This window comes from Brevundimonas sp., from assembly GCF_035626975.1.
Lineage (GTDB): Bacteria > Pseudomonadota > Alphaproteobacteria > Caulobacterales > Caulobacteraceae > Brevundimonas.
Window position 1 is genome coordinate 90,113 of sequence record NZ_DASPMQ010000006.1, and the last position, 20,226, is coordinate 110,338.

Genomic DNA, 20,226 nt, shown 5'->3' on the forward strand with positions numbered 1-20,226 from the left:
CTGGAACGCCAGACCCGCGCGGGCAAGACGGCGTTACGCCGCCGCCACCGCCTCGATCTCGACCAGCCAGGCCTCGTCGAAGATGCCGGTGACGATCACGGTCAGGGCCGGCTGACGCCCCGCCAGCCGCCGTAGCCGAACCTCGCGGTTCTCCAGTGCATATCGCCGATCCGACAGGAAGGTCGTGACCTTGACCAGATTGTCCAGCGTCATGCCGGCGGCGGTCAGCTGGGTCTCGATGTTGGTCCAGACCTGTTCGCACTGACCGGTGAAGTCGGCGGCCAGCGAGCCGTCGGGCGCGACCGGGATCTGACCGGACAGGTAGAGCCAGCGGCTCGGCCCGGTCACCTCCACCGCCTGTGGATACGAGCCCTCGACCGGTGGCGAGCCGTCGCCGGTCAAGGGTCGTATCTGGACGCTCACTGGCGGGCGGCGTCCGAGCGGGCGCGGACCGAAGCGAACTCCGACGTCGGCTTCCAGCCCGGCCAGTCCTCGCTGTTCGCGAGGTCCAGACCCAGGTGATACAGCAGGGTCAGGTTCTCGGTCGCCGAGGTCAGGTCCCAGTCGGCCGACCACTCGTCGGACGGCTTGTGGTAGTCGGCTCCGAATTTGGCGCGCCACGCGGCCTCGCCCGCCTCCCGGCCGCCCTCGACCCAGTCCCAGCCGTGCCAGGGCATGATCGCCGGCACGCCCATGCGGGCGAACGGGAAGTGGTCGGAACGGTAGTAGAAGCCCTCCTCCGGCATGTGGTCGTCAGAGACATAACGGCCAAGCGGCTCGGCCAGGGCCTGCAGGCGGTCCTCGAGATCATTCTGACCCTTGCCGAAGATCGGAATGTCCTTCGTCGGCCCCGACAGCGGCAGCATGTCGATGTTGATGTCGGCCACGGTCGTCTCCAGCGGCCAGACCGGATCGGCGGCGTAGCCATAGGCGCCCATCAGGCCCATTTCCTCGGCGGCCATGTGAGCAAAGACGATCGAGCGCTTCGGCCGCGGGGCCCGGCTGATCTGGCGGGCCATCTCGACCACGGCGGCGGTGCCGGAGGCGTTGTCCCAGGCGCCGTTGAAGATCTTGTCGTCGCCGGGCGTCTCGGGATGCTGCGCGGCGCCGCCGACATGATCCCAGTGAGCCGAATAGATGATGGTCTCTTCCGGATGCTCGGTCCCCGGGATGCGGGCCAGCAGATTGTGCGTGACGAGAGTCTCGCTGGTTTCCTGCGTCTCGACCGACAGGGTGACGCCGTTCAGCGGCACCGCCTTGAAGGCGCCGGAACCGACGCTGCCCAGCTGGGTCATGTCCAGACCCGCCGCGGTCGCCCACTGCAGCGCCACGTCGTGGTTGATGGCCATCGAGAACTCGAGGTCCGCCGCGCCCGGAGTCAGGGTGCGGGTGCGCGTTCCCCCCTGCACCACCCGGCGCCACGTCGGCGAATCCGCAGGCTGGGGCACGAGAGTGACGATACCGGTCGCGCCGCGGCGGAAGGCTTCGTCGGCCTTGTAGGCGCCGGACTCGTAGTTGGTGCTGTATTCGCCGTTGAACAGCTCCCCTTCAGGCTCGCCCCCCATCACCACCACGACCTTGCCGCGCACATCGATGTCGCCGTAGTCGTCCCAGTTCCGCTCCGGCGCTGTGATGCCGTAGCCGACGAAGACCACCGGAGCGTTCCGGATCGAGGCGCGACCGTCGTTGGAGACGGCGCGCAGGGTGACGTCGGTTCCGACGGTCAGCGGATGGCTGGTCCCGTCCGGCCCGGTCCAGCTGGCGCTGGCGGCGCCGGCGGTCGGCGTGAAGCGCTTCAGATGCACCGGTTGCAGCCACTGGCCGTCCGGTCCGCCGGGCTGAAGGCCCATGGCTTCGTACTGCGCCTGCAGCCAGGCCAGCGTCATCCGCTCACCTTCCGTTCCGGGGTAGCGGCCCTGGTATTCGTCGGCGCTGATGGTGCGGATGTCGTTGCTGATGCGCTCGGCCGAAAAGTCCTGGGCGGACGCCAGTCCGGCGGACAGCAGAACGGCGGCGACGGCGACGCCGCCCATCATCTTGCGAAGCATATGGGAAACTCCATCCCCGGATTGATCGGGCGCACTCTAGGGCGGCCCCCGCGGACCGCTCGTTAAGTTTTCGTCATGTCCGCAGCATGGGGACGGCGGCGAACGGGGGCTCAGCGGCGGGCGCTGGCGCTGGCCGCCCGGGCCGGGCCGAACTCCGAACCTGGCTTCCAGCCGGGCCAGTCGCGACTGTTCGCCAGATCGCGACCGATCCACAGGGCGACCTCCAGATCCTCGATCTGGCCGGCCAGATCCCAGTCGGGCGACCATTCATCATCGGCCTGGTGGTAGCGACGCGAGCCGTACTCGTCGCGGGCGGCCTCGCGGGCGGCCTTCGGCTCGTCCCGGAACTCGCCGCCGCCCTCGGCGTAGGCCATTGGCACGCCGCGCTTGGCCAGCGGGAAGTGGTCGCTGCGGAAATAGCTGCCCGCCGCGGGATTGGAGTCGGGGGCCACAACCCGCCCCTGCCGGGCCGCGGCGGCGGCGAGCCGCTCGTCCAGATCGGACTGGCCGTAGCCGATCACGCCGAGGTCGGCGACGCGGCCATAGACGTTCATGGCGTCCATGTTGAATCCCGCCACCGTGGTCTCAAGCGGATAGACTGGATTGGCGGCGTAGTATTCCGAGCCCAGCAGGCCGCTCTCCTCTGCGGTGAAGCTGATCATCACGATCGAGCGCTGCGGGCGCGGCCCGGCGCTCCAGACCCGGGCCAGCTCCAGCAGGCCGGCCGTGCCGGTGGCGTTGTCGACCGCGCCGTTGAAGATGGCGTCGCCATTCGCGTCGGGCTCGCCGACGCCGATGTGGTCCCAGTGGGCGGTGTAGAGGATGGTCTCGTCCGGATGCGTCGCGCCCGGCAGGCGGGCGATGACGTTCTTCGTTACGATCTGGCTGGTCGCCACGTCGAACATGCCGTTGAAGGTCGCGCCGGTCAGTTCGACCGGACGAAAGTCGCGGCTGCGCGCCTGGGTCTTCAGGGCGTCGAAATCGAGCCCGGCCCTGCGGAACAGGTCCACGGCCACATCGCGCTGGATCCAGCTCTCCATCTTGACCCGCTCGGCCGCCGCGTTCTGGCGCACGATGTCGAACTGCGGGCCGGACCAGCTGTTGGTCACAGTGGCCCAGCCGTAGGAGGCGGGCGCGGTCTCGTGGACGATGATGACGCCGGCGGCGCCCTGCCGCGCCGCCTCTTCATACTTGTAGGTCCAGCGGCCGTAGTAGGTCATGGCCCGGCCGTTGAAGGTGTTCAACTCGGGCTGTTCGAAGTCGGCGTCGTTGACCAGCACGACGACGATCTTGCCGCGCACGTCGACGTCCTTGAAGTCGTCCCAGTTCCGCTCGGGCGCCTTGATGCCGTAGCCGACGAACACCAGCGGGGCGTCGGTCAGCATCACATGGCGGCCCGGCAGGCGGGTCGAGACGACGATCTGCTGGCCCTGCGCAAGCGGGATGGAGTCCCCGCCGACCTTGAAAGAGGCCTGAATGTTCGAGGCGGTGAAGCGGTTCAGCGTCACATCCTGGGTCCAGCCGCCGTTCTCTCCGCCCGGCTGGAAGCCGGCCGCCGCGTACTGTTCGCTCAGATAACGGACCGTCATCTCCTCGGCGGGCGTGCCGATGCCGCGTCCCTGGAAGCTGTCGTCGGACAGCACTCGCGCGTGCTCGGACAGGCGCGCCGCGTCGAAGGCCGGGGCCGGAGCCGGAGGCTCGGCCTCCATGCTCGCGCAGGCGGAGATCAGGGCGCCGGCGGCGAGCGCGGCGACAGTCGACAGGAGACGCATGGACGGAAACACCCTCAGCCGGAAACAGACCCGGCCGGACGTTAGGGCGTCGATCTCCCCCTGTCGATCATGGGATAACCGGGTCGGCGGCGGGCCAGCCGGTGTCGCCACGGCGGCGCAGACGAAGCTCGATCACCCGCATCGGCTCGCGCCCCGGCATGACGAAGTCGCCCGTCTCGACCCATTCCCCGTCCCTGAAGACCGTGACGTAACGCATCTCCCCGCCCTGGCTCGGGGTGGTCCAGCGGAATCCATCCGCCGTGGCCTCGAGCGGAAAGTCGGCCGCCTGACCGTTGGCGTAGGAGCGCATCACATACCGATCGGCCGCGTCGTCCCATGACACCACGGCAAAGGCGTTGAAAGCCGGCGCGCCATCAGGCCCGCCGACGCTGCGCCCCTCGATCACCTTGATCGAGCCGCCCAGCATCGGACCGATCCGCTCGGTGTGCGGATGGGTCGTGGTTCGACCGGGGCCCATTGAGACCGTCGCCTCCCCGACCCACTCGCCGTCCATCCAGGCCAGCGTCTGCATTGCCTGCCGCTGCTCGGCCGTTCCCGCCGGCTGCATGGCCTGCGCCGAGGCCGCGGCCGGAACCGCGAGCAGGAAACAGGCGGCCAGCGCCGCCATTGAAATCCGTGCGCCCGTGAACATCACCATCCTCCCTATACACTTTAGATGATAAAGCTCTTTTCGTTGGCTGACAAGCAGGCGCGAAAAACCCGCCGGCGCTGTAGCCCCGGCGGGTCGATCGGTCGTCGAAAGGCGGAAGCCCTAGTGGGCGACGCCCTTCCAGATGCGGCGGTAGCTCAGGTAGGTCACGCCCGCGAACAGGATCAGGAAGATCATCACGCCGAGGCCCGACTGCTTGCGCTGGACCTGCTTCGGATCCGACGCCCAGGCGATGAAGGCGGCGACGTCCTTCGAATACTGGTCGACGGTCTGGGCCGAACCGTCGTCGTAGGTCACCTGGCCGTCCCGCAGCGGCGGGGGCATGGCGATGAAGCCGCCCTTCGGAGCGTGGCTGCCTTCCGGACCCTTCCAGAACGGGGTCAGGTCGCCGGCCATATAGGGGTTGTAGTACTGGCCGGCGCGGATCTCGAGGCCGGCCGGAGCAGCGCGGTAACCCGAGAGCAGCGAGTAGATGTAGTTGGCCCCGTCGTGGCGCGCCTTGGCCATGACCGACAGGTCGGGCGGCGCCGCCCCGCCATTGCCCGCCGCGGCGGCCGTGGCGTTGGGATACGGATTGGGGAAACGGTCAGCCGGAACGGCGTCGCGCATGACCGCCTCGCCGGTCTCGGTGTCGATGTCCGGCACCTGGACCTCGGCGGCCAGCACCTTGACGAAGCGGTTCTCGGCCGGATTGGCCTGGTGGGCGTCGTAGAACGGTCCGCCCGGCTCGGCCAGGGTGCGGAAATACATCAGGTCCATGCCGTGGCAGGACGAGCAGACCTCGCGGTAGACCTTGTACCCCCGCTGCAGCTGACCCTGGTCGAAAGTCCCGAACGGGCCTTCGAAGGTGAAGCCGCCGCTACGCGGGTGCTTGGCCCCGCCGGCGGCCAGGGCCGGCTGGGCCGCCGCGGCGAGGCCGGCCGCGAGGGCGATCAGGACCAGGGTCTTTTTCATCGACTGGATGTTCGTCTTGAGGGTCATGGTCGATCTCAGCCCTTCTTCTCGGGCGAGGCCGGCGCGGCCGAGGTCATGACGTCTCCACCCGGCAGAACCGGCTCGGAGATGGTCGCCGGGATCGGCCTCGGGGTTTCGCGCAGGCCGACCAGCGGCATCAGGACCAGGAAGAAGAGGAAGTAGTAGGCCGTCAGCAGCCGGGTCAGCCACAGGTAGCTGTTCAGCGCGCCGTCGAAGAGGGTGAAGCTGGGCATGCCCGGAATGACCGGCGCGTCGGGCAGCTGCGCCCCGCACCAGCCGAGACCCATGCCCACGATCACGAAGATGACGAAGAAGGTCCGCATGGCGGGGCGGTAGCGCATCGAACGCACCTTGGACGTATCCAGCCACGGCAGGACGAACAGCACGCCGATCGAGCCGAACATCGCGATCACGCCGCCGAGTTTGTCGGGGATGGCGCGAAGGATCGCGTAGAACGGCAGCATGTACCACTCGGGCACGATGTGCGCCGGAGTCTGCAGCGGGTTGGCCGGAATGTAGTTGTCGGCGTGGCCCAGGGCGTTCGGCAGATAGAAGACGAAGGTGGCGAACAGGATCAGGAACAGGATGATGGCGAACCCGTCCTTGACCGTGAAATACGGATGGAACGGCACGGTGTCCTTGGCCATGCGGTCCTTGGGGATCAGGATGCCGACCGGGTTGTTCTGGCCCGCGTGGTGCAGGGCCCACAGGTGCAGGACCACGCAGCCGGCGATCACGAACGGCAGCAGGTAGTGCAGCGAGAAGAAGCGGTTCAGCGTGGCGTTGTCGATGGCCGGGCCGCCGCGCAGCCAGATCAGGATCGGCTCGCCGACGACCGGGATGGCCCCGATCAGGTTGGTGATCACCTCGGCGCCCCAGAAGGACATCTGGCCCCACGGCAGGACGTAGCCGAGGAAGGCGGTGGCGATCATCAGGAAGAAGATCACGCAGCCGATGATCCAGATCATCTCGCGCGGCGCCTTGTACGAGCCATAGTACAGCCCCCGCAGCATGTGCAGGTAGACCGCGATGAAGAACATCGAGGCCCCGTTGGCGTGGGTGTAGCGGATGATGTCGCCGCCGTTGACGTCACGCATGATGCGCTCGACCGAGGCGAAGGCCATCTCGGTGTTCGGCACATAGTGCATGGCCAGGATGACGCCCGTGGCGATCTGCACAACGAGGCACAGCGCCAGGATGCCGCCGAAGGTCCACCAGTAGTTGAGGTTCTTCGGGGTGGGCAGCGCCATGTAGTCGGCGCCGAAGCGGACGATCGGCAGGCGGCTGTCCAGCCACTTCTCGACGCCGGTCCTGGGGACGTAGGTGGATTCGTGATCGCTCATCGTTCTCTTGCCCGTCCTCAGCCGATTTTCACGCGGGTGTCGGACACATAATCATAGGTCGGCACAACCAGGTTCTTGGGCGCCGGACCTTTCCGGATGCGGCCCGAGGTGTCGTAGTGCGATCCGTGGCAGGGGCAGAACCAGCCGCCGTAGTCGCCGGCGCCGAAGGTCGGCACGCAGCCCAGGTGGGTGCACGAACCGATGACGACGAGAAACTGCTGGTGGCCCGCCTTGACGCGGTCAGCGTCGATCTCGGGATCTTTCAGGTCGCGGGCGTGGTCGTCGGCGCGGGCGCGCTGGACCTCGGCCGGGGTGCGGTAGCGCACGAACACCGGCTTGCCCTGCCATTTGATGACGACCTGCTGGCCTTCCTGGACCTTGGTCAGGTCGAACTCGATGGTCGACAGCGCCAAGGTGTCGGCGGCCGGATTCATCGAATTGACCAGCGGCCACGCCGCCATGGCCCCTGCCCCCACCGCCGCGGCGCCGGCCGCGATGTGGATGAAGTCTCTACGATTGGGATCCTGATGGTTCGGATCGCCCTGGTCTGCAGCCACCGATTCGTCTCCTGAGCCGTTGGCGGCGTCGCCAAGAGGCGCGCCGTTTCAACGCTGTCGTTCCTTAGCGAATTCCCGGATGGCTGGCCCGGCCCGGCTTTGCGGCGCATCGCCGCAACGTGCTGACGCTTCGTGAGAAACGCTCGCAATTCGAGCCGCGACAAGCCCCCGGGCCGCGCGTATGAGGGCCTTAGAATGCGTCTCGCCCTTTTTCAACCGGCCATTCCGCAGAACGTCGGCGCCTGCATCCGTCTGAGCGCCTGTTTCGGGGTGGAACTGCACGTCATCGAGCCCACCGGCTTCCATTTCGACGACCGGGCGATGAAGCGCGCCGCGCTGGACTATGGGCCGCTGGGACATCTGGTCCGGCACGCCGGCTGGGACGATTTCCAGCGTGACCGGGCCCCGGGCAGGCTGGTCCTGTTCACGACGAAGGGCGCGACCCGGCTCGACGGCTTCGCCTTCCGGCCCGACGACATCCTGCTGTTCGGCAGCGAGTCCGCCGGGGCGCCGGACCATGTGCACGCGGCGGCCGACGCGCGGGTGCTGATTCCGATCCGGCCCGGGGCGCGTTCACTGAACCTGTCGGTCAGCGCGGGCGTCGCGCTCTGGGAAGGTCTGCGGCAGACCGGCGGCCTGGCCGCGCCAGACTGAGGTTCAGGCGGCGTTGAGTGGGCCGGCGATGTGGCACGTCAGGCCGGCGGGCGCGAAGTCGAGCGTCACCGAGCCGTGGAACTCATGCGCCAGCGCCCGTTCGAGCATCTGAACCCCGAAGCCGCGCCGCGTCGGCGGACTGACCGGCGGGCCGCCGCGTTCGGTCCAGGTCAATGACAGCCGGTCGCCATCCTCGCGGCTCCACGCGACGTCGATCGCTCCCGTCGCGACCGACAGCGCGCCATGTTTGATGGCGTTGGTGCACAGCTCATGCAGGGCCATCGCCAGCGCCACGGTGGTCTGCGGCGGCAAGTCGATGTCCGGACCGGTCGCCGTATAGCAGTCCGGATTGTTGCAATGCGGATCCAGGGCGCGCCGGACCAGGTCGGCCAGCGGCGCCCCGGCCCAGTTCCGGGACGTCAGGATGTCGTGGGCGGCGGACATGGCGTGAAGCCTCGCCTCGAAATCGCGCAGCGCCTCCGGTGAGGTGTCATTCCGGAGGGTCAGGTGCGCCAGCGACTGCACCACCGCCAGCGTGTTCTTCACCCGGTGGTTCAGTTCGTTGATCATCAGCAGCTGACGCTCGTCGGCCTTCTTTCGCTCCGTGATGTCGACCAGCATGTTGATGCCGCCGGTCAGGGCGCCGTCCCGTCCGAACAGCGGCGTCGCATAGGGGATAAAGGGGACCCGGGTTCCGTCCGGCCGTTCGGCCACCGCCTCGTACTCGCCGTGGCTGGGGGTCCGGCGGTTCAACGCAAGGGCCATCGGACAGGCGTCGTGGGGCAACGGCGTCCCGTCGGGCCAGAACAGCTTCCAGCTGACGCACCAGGAGTCGCTGCCGACCACCGGTTCCCGGCCGGAGAAGCGCACGGCGGCCTGGTTGTAATAGGTGATCCGGCCCTCGGCGTCGGTCGTATAGACCGCGGCGGGCAGGGCATCGAGCATGGCCCGGGCCCGGTGCTCGCTCTCCCCCAAGGCCCGTTCATTGGTCCAGCGGTCTGTCACGTCGCGGGTGATGGCCAGCTGGCCGACGTCTCCCGTCGGCAGCCGGATCGGCGCGGCATGCGTCTCCATGTGACGGCGCTGGCCGGTGAGGCCGACCATGTCGAACTCCCACGTCAGCCGGGTTCCGCGGCAGACCCGTTCATGGTTGGCGATCCAGGCCTGGCGATGCTCGGGCGCGACGAGGTCGAAGGTGGAGGAGCCGGAAATCTGCTCGAAGCCCGTCGCCCCGACGATGCCGACACCGGCCGGGTTCATCTGCAGCAGCCTGCCGTCGGGGGCGACGACCTTGATGCATTCGGGCGTGGTTTCGATGATCGAGCGGAGGAAGGCGTGATCCTCGCCGGCCGACCGCTCGAGTTCGGCGAGCGTGGCGAGGCCGGGCCCGCTGTGCGACTCAAGAAGTGTGACGACCGACATACCAGGTTCCCGACTTAACGCCTTGAACGGCGTCCTCGCGCGATGGTTCCAGCCCCTGCGGAGCACGCGTCATTCGGGAGCCCCGGCCTCCGGCAGCCTGGCCAGGCCGGGCCGCGCGCCGCTCTGGCTCGCCGCCACGGCCTCGACCGCCCGCATCACGCGCAGCACGTTCCCGCCCGCCAGCTTGCGGATGTCCGCCTCGCTCCAGCCGTTCGCCATCAGGGTGGCGAGGATGCGGGGGTAGGCGTCCACGCCCTCGACCCCGTCGGGCAGGCTGCTGACGCCGTCGAAGTCGCCGCCGAGGCCGACGTGGTCGATCCCGGCCACGTCGCGGACGTGCTGGATGTGGGCCACCACGTCCGCCACCCCGGCGCGCGGGGCGGGGTTGGCCGCGACCCAGGCCTGCATCCCCGCCGCGACGGCGGCGGGATCGCCCGGATTCAGTGATTTCAGACGGGCGTCCTCGGCCGAACGCGCCGCGCCCCAGGCCCGCACCGCCTCGCTGATGAAGCCCGGCACGAAGGTGACCATGACCACGCCGCCATCCCCGGGCAGGAGACGGAGCACACTGTCGGGGACATTGCGCGGATGCGCCGTCACCGCCCGCGCCGACGAGTGGGAGAAGATCACGGGCGCCGCGGACACCCGCATGGCGTCCAGCATGGTCTCTTCCGAGACGTGGCTCAGGTCGACCATCATGCCGAGGCGGTTCATCTCACGCACCACCTCCTCGCCGAACGGATTGAGCCCGCCCCATTTCGGCGCATCGGTGGCGCTGTCGGCCCAGGTCGTGGTGGTCGAGTGAGTCAGCGTCATGTAGCGCACGCCGGCGTCGTGGAACTCGCGCAGCAGGCCCAGCGAATCGTCGATCGAATAGCCGCCCTCCATGCCCATCAGCGAGGCGATCTTGCCGCGCCGGTGGATGCGCTGGATATCGTCGGCCGTGGTCGCCAGCTCGAAGACGTCGGGGTGGGCGGCGACGATCCGCTTGACGGTGTCGATCTGTTCGAAGGTGGCCTTGGCCGCCTCGACGGGCGTCAGGCTGGCCGGGACGTAGACCGACCAGAACTGCCCCCCGACGCCGCCGGCGCGCAGGCGGGGGATGTCGGTGTGCAGCGCCGTCGTGGCGTCGAGGTTGGCGGTCAGGTCGACCGCGTGCGGGTCGTTGCCATGCTGCTGGCGCAGCGCCCACGGCAGGTCATTGTGCCCGTCGATCAGCGGCGTCCGCTCGAGGATGCGCCGGGCCGCCGCTTCGTCCTGGGCGGCGGCGGGCACGGCCGCCATCAGGACGGCAACGGTGGAAAGAAGGACGGTGCGGATCATGGCGGGCTCCCCGAAAGCGACGGCGGACAGTGGCAGAGGATGACGGCGGGTCAACCTTGAGGCGGGTGGAGCGGCGCTTGGGCGGAGGCGGTTATTATCGGGTCAGACAAAAAACATGGTCTGAATAGTCTGAACCGTCTGAATGGTCTGAATCCTCCGTCGGTGGCGATTTACGTGTCAAAGACCGCGCGTGGTTGCCCGAGCGGAAAAGAGCCGCAGTGTGGACCCGCGGCTTCCTGCGGCGGGAAGATGGGGTCGAGAAAAGTGGATGTCTCTGGAAAGGCTGGAGATTATCCGGTGAACCCGACTATAGATTCCCGAATTGTCAGCAGAGGTTTCAGGGCTCACCTCCCCGTCGGCGAAGGCCGGTGTGGAAGACAGGTCGATGCGAAGCAGCGACCAGGAGGGGGCGGCGCGGCCGATGGTGATTGGCGCAGGGCTTTCCGCCACCTGCGCCGCCACCTCCTGATCGCTGCGCGATCTGTCCTCCCCATTCGCCCGACGCGAACGGGGAGGTGAACGCCGCACTTCACCGGGTCGCGCGGACCGCCTAGAAGCCTCGCCATGACCGACGCCGCCGACCCGCTCGCCCAGCAGAAGACCGAGGCCCGCGCGTGGTTCGAGGCGCTGCGCGACCGTATCCACGCCGCTTTCGAGGCGCTGGAGGACCAGGCGCCCGCCGATCTGTTTGCCGGCCAACCCGGCCGCTTCGCGCGAACGCCGTGGGACCGCCTCGAGGGCGGGGGCGGGGTCATGGGCATGATGCACGGCCGGCTGTTCGAGAAGGTCGGCGTGCACGTCTCGACGGTGCACGGGACCTTCCCGGCCGACTATGCGAAGACCGTCCCGGGCGCGGCCGACGATCCCCGCTTCTTCGCCACCGGGGTCAGCCTGATCGCCCATCCGGTCAGCCCGCGCATTCCGGCGGTGCACATGAACACCCGCTTCATCGCCACGACGAAAGGCTGGTTCGGGGGCGGGGCCGACCTGACGCCCGTGCTGGACGTCGACCGGCGCGACGACGCCCCTGACACCGTCGCCTTCCACGCCGCCCTGAAGGCCGCCTGCGACGCCCACGATCCGGCGTGGCACGCGAGGTTCAAGGCGTGGTGCGACGAGTATTTCTTCCTGCCGCACCGCAACGAGCCGCGCGGCACCGGCGGCATCTTCTACGACCACCTCGACAGCGGCGACCGGGCCCGCGACTTCGCCTTCACCCGCGACGTGGGCGAGGCCTTCCTCAGGGCCTATCCGGAGATCGTGGCCCGGCGCATGGCCGAGCCGTGGACGGCGGGCGAGCGCGAGGAACAGCTGGTCCGGCGCGGCCGCTACGTCGAGTTCAATCTGCTCTACGACCGCGGCACGACCTTCGGGCTGAAGACCGGCGGCAACGTCGAGTCGATCCTGAGCTCGATGCCGCCGGTCGTGAAATGGCCCTGAGGCGACGGTCCACACCCATCCGTCATCCTCGGGCTTGACCCGAGGATCAGACCGTCCGGTGCTCCGTCGAGAGGTGCACGGCCGGAGCCGCCGGGACGCCCGCTTCGCACAGCTTGCCTCTCGCCTCTGATCCTCGGGTCAAGCCCGAGGATGACGGGAAGGGTTGGCTGGACGCCTTGAGCCGCTGAGCCCCCCTCAGGCCGGCTCCGGTTCGCGCGCCGGCTCGAGCGCGGCGCCGATGGCCGCGAACAGGCTGGTCATGGTCACAGGCTTGGTCAGGTGGGCGTCGGCCCCGGCGGCGCGCCCCGCCTCGACGTGCTCGGCCATGGCGTTGGCGGTCAGCATCACCACCGGGGTGCGCGACAGGCCGTGATCGGCCTCGTGCCTGCGGATGGCCTCGGTCGCGCTGAGTCCGTCCATAACCGGCATCTGCATGTCCATCAGGATCAGGTCGAACCCGCCCGCCTTGAACGCCTCGACCGCCTTGCGGCCGTCCTCGACCGCGACCAGTTCCATTTCCGTCGCGCCCAGCATGATCTCGACGACCTTGCGGTTGGCGGGATGGTCGTCGGCCAGAAGGATGCGCAGCGAGCTTCCCGTCACGTCCCGCGCCGCCGCCGCCGGCGCCGAGACCTCGGCGCAGGCCCGCCCGGCGCGCGGCAGCGGTATCTCGAACCAGAAGCTGGAGCCCTCGCCCGGCGTGCTCTCGCAATCCAGCGCCCCGCCCATCAGGTCGACCAGGGCGGTCGAGATGGCCAGTCCCAGGCCGGTGCCGCCGAACCGGCGCGTGATCGAACCGTCGGCCTGCTGGAAGCGCCGGAAAATCCGGCCGCGCTGTTCGGTGTCGAAACCCACGCCGGTGTCGCTGACCCGGAAGACAATCCGCCCGTTCTCCGCCGCCGCCACGGTCAGGCGAACCGAGCCCTCGCCGGTGAACTTCAGGGCATTGCTGACGAGGTTGGTCAGCACCTGCCGCAGCCGGACCGCGTCGCCCTCGACCACGCCCGACAGGGCGGGATCGAAGTCGACCTCCAACGCCACGCCCTTGTCCTCGGCCTTGACCCGCCACAGGGCCCCGATGTCGCCGACCGTCTGTTCGAGGTCGAAGGGCGCGGGCTCGATGGCGACCTGGCCGGACTCGATCTTGGCGGTGTCGAGAATGTCCGAGAGCAGGCGCTCCAGGGTCACGCCGGACGAGCGGATCAGCTCGACCATCTCCCGCTCCTGCGCGCCCAGAGGCCGCCGGGTCAGGGAATCGGCCATCGACACCACCCCGTTCAGCGGCGTGCGGATTTCATGGCTCATGTTGGCGAGGAATTCGCTCTTGGCCCGGTTGGCGTCCTCGGCCCGCCGCTGCGCCAGCCGCAACCGGCCGGCCTGCCGGGACAGCCAGACGACCGTCGCCATGGCGAACAGCAGGAAGACGATCCCGATGGCGATGACCGCCCGCTGCAGGTTGGTGTTGGCGCGGGCGGTCTCCAGCTGCCGACGGCGCTCGGCCAGCTGCTCCTGCATGTCGCCGGTGACCTGGTGGACGCCGGCGCTGAAATTCCGGGCCGAGACGACCTCGCTCTCCAGCATGTGAGCCCGGAGCATCCGGAAACCTTCGGCCGTCCGGCCCTCGGCGAACAGGACCTCGGCCTCCACGTGTTCGACCTCGAGGCCGAGCCCGCCCGCCTCGAGCCGACGCAGCGCCTCGAGATCACGGCGGGCGGCCGCGGTCTGGCCGGTCTGGGCGCGGGCGATGGCGCGCAGGGGCAGGATGCTGGCGGCCAGGAAGGCGGCGGGGCCCAGGTTTTCCCCGTATGGCTCAAGGCAGGCCAGAACCTCGCGGGGCGCGTGGCGGGCGTTGGCGACGGTGGCGCACAGGCTGGCGTCGTAGATGGCCAGGGTCGGCAGGTCGGAGCGGGAGGCCAGCCGGTGGTGGGCCGCATAGTATTCAGCCGCGCGGGCCTGATCGCCGACCTTCACCGCCATCACCGTCAGATTGTAGAGGCTGTCGAAGTCCGGGCGGGGATAGGCCGGGTTGGAATAGTCGATCTCGAATTTGCGGAAGGCGTCGGCGGCGCCCTTGAGGTCGTTGAGGTCCTTCAGACCCATGCCCGCGACTTCCCAGATGCCGGCCTGGGCCGTCGCCGCGAACGGATCGCCGACGGGGATGTCGGCCTGCGCCTGCGCCAACAGTTCCAGACCCTCGCCGATATGGCCCTCGTCCATCAGGGCCAGGGCGGCGAGACGGGCGGCATGGGCGCGCACGAACCAGTCCCGCCCGGTTCGCGCGAACCGCCGCATGTCGGCGGCGACGGCGACCTCGCCCTGGTCGTACCGCGCGGTGAGGTCGTTCAGATGGGCGATGTCGATGTAGCGCGCGTCGTTGCGCCGCCGCGCGGCGGCGGCCAGACGGCGGTTCCAGACGGCGGCGCGCTCGAACTCGCCCTGGTTCAGGATGGTCCAGGTGACGTGATAGAGCCGGTTCAGGCCCTCCCGGTCCTGACGCCGGGCGGCGGCCGAGCCGAAGGCCTCGAGGGCGGCGAAATCGGTCGAGCCCGCCCGCCGCTCCACGAAGCGCGCGAGGCTCAGCGCATCGGCCCCGCCGCGCGCGTCGAACGTCGGCTGGGCGGCCCCGCGCGGGGCGCCGGCAAGGACGACGAGCAGAACGAAACTCGCCGCAAGCATACGGAAAGGCGACATGAGGATTCCGGCGTGATGCTCCGTCCTCGCACACATGTGTTGCGCAAGGTTTAGCGGACCGTCGGCGCGGCCCGGGAGCGTCATCCGGCGGCGCCGTCGCCGGTCATCCAGACCTCGGCCCGGGCGCCCGCGTCGCCGAGCCGGTCCGCGACCCAGCCGCAGATTTCGGACGCGGCGGCCTCCGCGCCCACGGGGGGATTGAGCACCACCACCGCGCAGCCGTTCATCTTCATCGGATTGGCCAGCGGGCGCAGCCGCGCCTCCGCCACCAGCGCCCGCTTCACGCCCGCCTGGTCCAGCCGGCGCAGGAAACCGTCGAAGGTCTCCATGTCCTTCAGCGGGGTCCAGATCGCCACCATGGCGCGCGGGTCGGCGCGGACGATCGCCGCCCCCGTGTCGGCGGCGCGCAGATAGTCGTCCGGCCGCTCGAACGGCGGGTCGATGAGGACGAAGGCGGCCTGGGCGTGCGCCGCCTCGGCCCGGGCCTGGTCATAGCCGTCCCCGGCCCGGGCCGCCGCCCGGGGGAAGGGCTCCAGCGCCTGCTCCAGCAGGTCGAACACCGGCGGGTGCAGTTCGAATCCGAGGTAGCGGTCGGCCGGGCGCAGACGGCGCGCGATCAGAAGCGGCGACCCCGGATACAGAGTGGCGCCGCCGCGGGGATTGAGGCGCTCCACCTCGCCGGCCAGAGACTCGATCAGCGGCGGGCGGTCGGCCGCGGCCATGAGCCGGGCGATGCCGGCCTCGGCCTCCTTCGAGCGGGCGGCGTCGCCGCTCAGGTCGTAGACGCCTGCGCCGGCGTGGGTGTCGATCACCGTGACCGGGCCCGCCGCCTGCCGCCGCTCGAGCAGCCACAGCACCAGGGCGTGCTTGACCAGGTCGGCGAAGTTTCCGGCGTGGAAGCTGTGGCGATAGTTCATGCCCGGGGCATCCCCCTCCCCGCCGTTGCGGTCAAGAGGAACCGCCGTCGCGGCGGCGGCGTTGCCGAGCACCGATCCCGAAGGAGCCGATCATGACCGTTCGCCGGAGCCTGAGCTGATGCCCGACGGCTCCGCCGCCTTTTCCGCGCCCCCCGGGATACCGGCGGGCCTGACGTGGTGCAGCGACGAACAGCCGGGCATCCGCCGGACCCCGGCCGCTGACGGCTTCCATTATCACGACGCGCACGGCCGGCGGATCACCGACGAGGCCGTGCTGGACCGCATCCGCGCCCTGGCCATCCCGCCGGCCTGGACCGGGGTGTGGATCTGCCCGCGCGCGTCGGGCCACATCCAGGCCATCGGGCGGGACGTGAAGGGCCGCAAGCAGTACCGCTATCATCCGGACTGGAGCGCCCACGCCGCGGAGACCAAGTTCGAGCGCGTGCCCGAGTTCGCCCGCGCCCTGCCCGGACTGCGCCGCCGGGTCGAGGCGGACCTGGGGCGGCGCGGGGCGGCCCGCGAGAAGGTGCTGGCCACCGCCGTGCGGCTGCTGGAGCTCACGCTGATCCGGGTCGGCAACGCGCAGTACGCCCGGCAGAACCGCTCCTATGGCCTGACCACCCTGCACAAGCGGCATCTGGAGGTCGACGGCGCGGCGCTGATCTTCGCCTTCAAGGGCAAGAGCGGCGTGGAGCACGAGGTGAAGGTGCGCGACCGCCGGCTGGCCGCCGTGGTGCGGAGTCTGCGCGAACTGCCGGGCCAGCAGCTGTTCAAATACCGCGACGACGCGGGCGATCTGTGCGCCGTCACCTCGGACGACGTGAACGCCTACATCCGCGAGGCCATGGGCGAGCAGTTCTCGGCCAAGGACTTCCGCACCTGGGCCGGGACGGTCTCGGCGGCGCGGGCGCTGCGCGACATGGAGCCGCCGGCCTCGCCTGCCGAGGCGAAACGCGCGATCACCGTCTGCGTCAAGGCGGTCGCCGGGCTGCTGGGCAACACCCCGACGGTGTGCCGGACCTCCTATGTCCATCCGCGCGTGTTCGACCTCTATCAGGACGGCCGCCTCGGCAAGGTCCTGCCCGGTCCCGAGGCGGCCGGGTTCGAGCGCGCCCTGGCCCGGGCCCTGACCGACTGACCGGACGGCCGGGCCCGGCTGGGCGACCGGCCGCGATTGCGCCCGCAGGCTAAATCGGATGTAACTTGCTCCCCGGGAGAACGACGCTCTACGGAGCGCCGTTTGTCGGAGGGACCGAAGATGATGTCTGTATCGAATAATTTCCTGCGCCTGGGCGTGCTGTCCGCCCTGGTCGGGATGTCGCTGGGCGTGTGGATGGGCGCGAACCAGGACTTCGTGCTGAGGCCGGTGCACGCCCATATCAACCTGCTGGGCTTCGCCTCGATGATGCTGTTCGGCCTGTTCTACCGCTCGTTCCCGGCGGCCGGGCGCGGCTGGCTGCCGATGGTGCATTTCGCCCTGTCGGTGCTCGGCTTCCTGATCCTGATGCCGTCGCTGGCCCTGATGCTGTTGCAGAAGCCGGTTTTCCTGCCGGCCATGATCGCCTCGGAGATCATGCTGGTTCTGTCGATGCTGCTGTTCGTCATCATCGTCTTCATGGCGACGATGAAGAAGGACGAGACGGCCGCCGCCTGAGTCTCAGGCGGTCGACCAGTAGCCGCGGCTGCGGGCGCTGACCGGCGCCCGCGTCGCCTCGACCATGGACAGGATGGCGGCCCGGAAGGCGTCCGCCTCCTCGTCGCCGCGCAGCAGCCGCAGCGAGCGGATGATGCGGGTGATGCGCAGATGGTTGTGGTCGTGCGGCCGCAGCCAGTTGTGGGTGGCGCGGTAGAAGGCCTCCATCCGGTCCGTCGCCGCCGCCATGGCGCACTGGGCCAGGACCGAATCGTGGATGGCCTGCATGTCGTCCGTGGTCAGGACCGGCGCGTCAGACACGGCGCCGGACGGCTCCGGCAACGGGAACAGCCACTGGATGAAGTCGTGCGTCAGTTCGAGCGCCGTGTCGTCGAACCCCAGCACGTCGAACAGGGTGCGCCCGCGGGAGTCCGGTCCCTCGCCTTCCAGAAAGGCCACGATCGGGACCGTCATGGTCTGAGCCGCCCTTACGCCGCCTTGTCCCAGTCGAGAACCACCTTGCCCGACTGGCCGGAGCGCATGGCCTCGAAGCCTTCGCGGTAGCGGTCGTAGCTCATCTGGTGGGTGATCAGCGGGGTCAGGTCGAGACCGGCCTTGAGCAGACCCAGCATCTTGCGCCAGGTGGTGAACATCTCGCGGCCGTAGACGCCCTTGATGGTCAGGGCCTTGAGGATGATCGCGCCCCAGTCGGTCTCCATCGGCTTCGACGGAATGCCCAGCAGGGCCATGCCGCCGCCCATGATCAGGGTGTCGACGCATTGCTTGAAGGCGATGGGCGAGCCCGACATTTCGAGCGCGACGTCGAAACCGACCTTGAGGCCGAGCTCGTGCATCACGTCCTTCAGGTCTTCGCGGGTGGTGTTCACCGTGCGCACGCCGGGCGCGACCTTCTGCGCCAGCTCGAGGCGGAAGTCGTTGATGTCGGTCAGCACCACGGTGCGGGCGCCGGCGTGGCGCGCGACGGCGGCGGCCATCATGCCGATCGGACCGGCGCCAGTGACCAGCACGTCCTCGCCGAGCAGGTCGAACTGCTGGGCGGTGTGCACGGCGTTGCCGAACGGGTCGAGGATGGCGCCGATCTCCCACGGCACGTCGTCGGGCAGCTCGATGACGTTGAAGGCCGGAGCGACGACATATTCGGCGAAGGCGCCCTGGCGGTTCACGCCGATGCCGCGGGTGTGCGGATCGAGGTGGAAATGGCCGGCGCGGGCGGCTTCAGAGTTCAGGTCGATGACGTGGCCCTCGGCCGAGACGCGCTGCCCGACCCGGAGCTTGCGGTCGACGTCCTTGCCGATGGCGACGATCTCGCCGGAGAACTCATGGCCGGTGATCATCGGCACCGGGACGTTCTTCTGGCTCCACTCGTCCCAGTTCCAGATGTGGATGTCGGTGCCGCAGACGGCGGTGCGATGCACCCTGATCAGCACGTCCTCGTCGCCCGCCACGGGGATGGGGGCGTCGATCAGCTCGAGGCCGACGCCCGGCGTCGTCTTGGCCAGGGCCTTCATGGTGCCGGTCATGCGATCACTCCCAATTCCTTGCCGGCCGTCGTGAACGCCGCGACCGTTTGATCAATCTGTTCGAAGGTGTGCGCCGCCGACATCTGGGTGCGGATGCGGGCCTGTCCCCGGGGCACCACGGGGAAGCTGAAGCCGATGACGTAGACGCCGAGCTCCAGCGCCCGGGCGGCGAAATCCTGGGCCAGTCTGGCGTCGCCCAGCATGACCGGAATGATCGGATGCTCGCCGGGCAGCAGGTTGAAGCCGGCCCCGGTCATGGCGGCGCGGTAGCGGGCGGCGTTGGCGAACAGCTGTTTGCGCAGGGCGTCCCCCCCGTCGCCGCCGGCGATGCGGATGGCCTCGAGGCTGGAGCCGCAGACGGCTGGGGCCAGGGCGTTGGAGAACAGATAGGGCCGCGCCCGCTGCTTGAGCAGGGCGACGACGTCCGCCGTCGCACAGATGAAGCCGCCCATGGCGCCGCCCAGCGCCTTGCCGAAGGTGCCGGTGAGGAAGTCGATCTCAACGCCGTGGTAGGCGTATGATCCCCGCCCCTGCGGACCGAGGAAGCCGGTGGCGTGACAGTCGTCGACCATGATCAGGGCGCCGTAGCGGTCGGCCAGCGCCCGGATGTCCTTCAGCTTCGCGATATAGCCGTCCATCGAGAAGGCGCCGTCGGTGGCGATGACGATCTCGCGCGCGCCGTCGGCCCGGGCCTGCTTCAGCTGGGCCTCGAGGTCGTCCATGTCCGAGTTGGCGAAGCGGTAGCGTTTGGCCTTGCACAGGCGCACGCCGTCGATGATCGAGGCGTGGTTCAGGCTGTCGGAGACGATGGCGTCCTCAGCTCCGAACAGCGGTTCGAAGATGCCGCCGTTGGCGTCGAACGCCGCCGCGAACAGGATCGCGTCCTCGAAGCCGAGGTAGTCGGCGATGGCGCGCTCAAGCTCCTTGTGGATCTCCAGGGTGCCGCAGATGAAGCGCACCGAAGCGGTCCCCGCGCCCCACTGCCGCTGGGCCTCGATCCCGGCCTGGACGACGCGCTCGTCGCCGGCGAGGCCGAGGTAGTTGTTGGCGCAGAAATTCAGCACATCGCGGCCGCCGACCGTGATCACCGGCCCCTGACGGGAGGCGATGATTCGTTCCGGCTTGGTCAGGCCCTGGGCGTCGATGTCGGCGAGTTCCGCGCGCACGCGGTCATGGAACGGGCTTGGAAAGGTCGCTGTCATGCGCGCTCCGCTACGCCGTTTTCCGACCGGTTTGAAGC

At 69.2% G+C, this 20,226-nt stretch carries 18 protein-coding genes; 4 read left to right on the top strand and 14 right to left on the bottom strand.

Features of this window, described 5'->3' with window-relative positions; translation table 11 throughout:
- Positions 1–33: 33 nt before the first annotated feature.
- The 7 genes from VEB62_RS02035 to petA form a co-directional block, all read right to left on the bottom strand.
- Positions 34–402 carry a RidA family protein gene (locus tag VEB62_RS02035; protein WP_324794901.1) on the bottom strand — a complete coding sequence of 123 codons (369 nt, stop codon included), beginning with the start codon at positions 400–402 and terminating at the stop codon, positions 34–36.
- A gap of 17 nt (positions 403–419) precedes the next feature.
- Complete coding sequence (locus VEB62_RS02040; RefSeq protein ID WP_324794902.1) at positions 420–2,048, bottom strand: M28 family peptidase; 1,629 nt, start codon at positions 2,046–2,048, stop codon at positions 420–422.
- Positions 2,049–2,158: 110 nt separating this feature from the next.
- Positions 2,159–3,820, bottom strand: a complete 1,662-nt coding sequence (locus VEB62_RS02045) for a M28 family metallopeptidase (RefSeq protein WP_324794903.1) — start codon at positions 3,818–3,820, stop codon at positions 2,159–2,161.
- Positions 3,821–3,887: 67 nt separating this feature from the next.
- The gene (locus tag VEB62_RS02050; RefSeq protein ID WP_324794905.1) at positions 3,888–4,472 is read right to left on the bottom strand and encodes a DUF1579 domain-containing protein; all 585 of its coding nucleotides are present in this window, start codon (positions 4,470–4,472) and stop codon (positions 3,888–3,890) included.
- A gap of 120 nt (positions 4,473–4,592) precedes the next feature.
- Positions 4,593–5,471 (bottom strand): cytochrome c1, encoded by an 879-nt coding sequence (locus VEB62_RS02055; protein WP_324794906.1) that lies wholly within the window; start codon positions 5,469–5,471, stop codon positions 4,593–4,595.
- Positions 5,472–5,479: 8 nt separating this feature from the next.
- Complete coding sequence (locus VEB62_RS02060) at positions 5,480–6,808, bottom strand: cytochrome b (protein ID WP_324794907.1); 1,329 nt, start codon at positions 6,806–6,808, stop codon at positions 5,480–5,482.
- A 17-nt stretch (positions 6,809–6,825) separates the two neighbouring features.
- Complete coding sequence (gene petA / locus VEB62_RS02065) at positions 6,826–7,365, bottom strand: ubiquinol-cytochrome c reductase iron-sulfur subunit (RefSeq protein WP_324794909.1); 540 nt, start codon at positions 7,363–7,365, stop codon at positions 6,826–6,828.
- A gap of 195 nt (positions 7,366–7,560) precedes the next feature.
- On the opposite strand from petA, the gene VEB62_RS02070 reads away from it, so the two are divergent.
- On the top strand, positions 7,561–8,019 hold the full coding sequence (locus VEB62_RS02070) for a tRNA (cytidine(34)-2'-O)-methyltransferase (protein WP_324794911.1): 459 nt from the start codon (positions 7,561–7,563) through the stop codon (positions 8,017–8,019).
- Positions 8,020–8,022: 3 nt separating this feature from the next.
- Here the strand turns inward: VEB62_RS02070 and VEB62_RS02075 are convergent, their stop codons facing one another.
- Together VEB62_RS02075 and VEB62_RS02080 are read right to left on the bottom strand one after the other, a co-directional pair.
- Complete coding sequence (locus VEB62_RS02075) at positions 8,023–9,441, bottom strand: sensor histidine kinase (RefSeq protein WP_324794913.1); 1,419 nt, start codon at positions 9,439–9,441, stop codon at positions 8,023–8,025.
- A 69-nt stretch (positions 9,442–9,510) separates the two neighbouring features.
- A complete protein-coding gene (locus VEB62_RS02080) occupies positions 9,511–10,764 on the bottom strand; it encodes a dipeptidase (protein WP_324794915.1) in 1,254 nt (417 codons plus the stop codon).
- Between the two features lie 564 nt (positions 10,765–11,328).
- On the opposite strand from VEB62_RS02080, the gene hemF reads away from it, so the two are divergent.
- Complete coding sequence (gene hemF, locus VEB62_RS02085; RefSeq protein ID WP_324794917.1) at positions 11,329–12,204, top strand: oxygen-dependent coproporphyrinogen oxidase; 876 nt, start codon at positions 11,329–11,331, stop codon at positions 12,202–12,204.
- Positions 12,205–12,399: 195 nt separating this feature from the next.
- Here the strand turns inward: hemF and VEB62_RS02090 are convergent, their stop codons facing one another.
- Positions 12,400–14,895: an ATP-binding protein gene (locus VEB62_RS02090; protein ID WP_324794919.1), complete on the bottom strand. Its 2,496-nt coding sequence runs from the start codon at positions 14,893–14,895 to the stop codon at positions 12,400–12,402.
- Positions 14,896–14,975: 80 nt separating this feature from the next.
- Positions 14,976–15,812: a 23S rRNA (adenine(2030)-N(6))-methyltransferase RlmJ gene (gene rlmJ / locus VEB62_RS02095; RefSeq protein WP_324794921.1), complete on the bottom strand. Its 837-nt coding sequence runs from the start codon at positions 15,810–15,812 to the stop codon at positions 14,976–14,978.
- Between the two features lie 118 nt (positions 15,813–15,930).
- Here rlmJ and VEB62_RS02100 point away from each other — a divergent pair, with 118 nt between their 5' ends.
- Entirely contained in the window at positions 15,931–16,950 is a 1,020-nt protein-coding gene (locus tag VEB62_RS02100; protein ID WP_324794923.1) for a DNA topoisomerase IB, read from the top strand.
- Positions 16,951–17,073: 123 nt separating this feature from the next.
- Positions 17,074–17,466 carry a hypothetical protein gene (locus tag VEB62_RS02105; RefSeq protein ID WP_324794925.1) on the top strand — a complete coding sequence of 131 codons (393 nt, stop codon included), beginning with the start codon at positions 17,074–17,076 and terminating at the stop codon, positions 17,464–17,466.
- Positions 17,467–17,469: 3 nt separating this feature from the next.
- Here VEB62_RS02105 and VEB62_RS02110 read toward each other — a convergent pair whose 3' ends face one another.
- The 3 genes from VEB62_RS02110 to kbl are packed head-to-tail and all read right to left on the bottom strand — an operon-like array spanning position 17,470 to position 20,188.
- Positions 17,470–17,919 (bottom strand): opioid growth factor receptor-related protein, encoded by a 450-nt coding sequence (locus tag VEB62_RS02110; RefSeq protein WP_324794927.1) that lies wholly within the window; start codon positions 17,917–17,919, stop codon positions 17,470–17,472.
- Between the two features lie 14 nt (positions 17,920–17,933).
- Positions 17,934–18,986: an L-threonine 3-dehydrogenase, zinc-binding type gene (gene tdh, locus VEB62_RS02115; protein WP_324794929.1), complete on the bottom strand. Its 1,053-nt coding sequence runs from the start codon at positions 18,984–18,986 to the stop codon at positions 17,934–17,936.
- A complete protein-coding gene (gene kbl / locus VEB62_RS02120) occupies positions 18,983–20,188 on the bottom strand; it encodes a glycine C-acetyltransferase (RefSeq protein WP_324794930.1) in 1,206 nt (401 codons plus the stop codon). Before kbl ends, tdh begins: the two co-directional genes overlap by 4 nt.
- Positions 20,189–20,226: the final 38 nt, after the last annotated feature.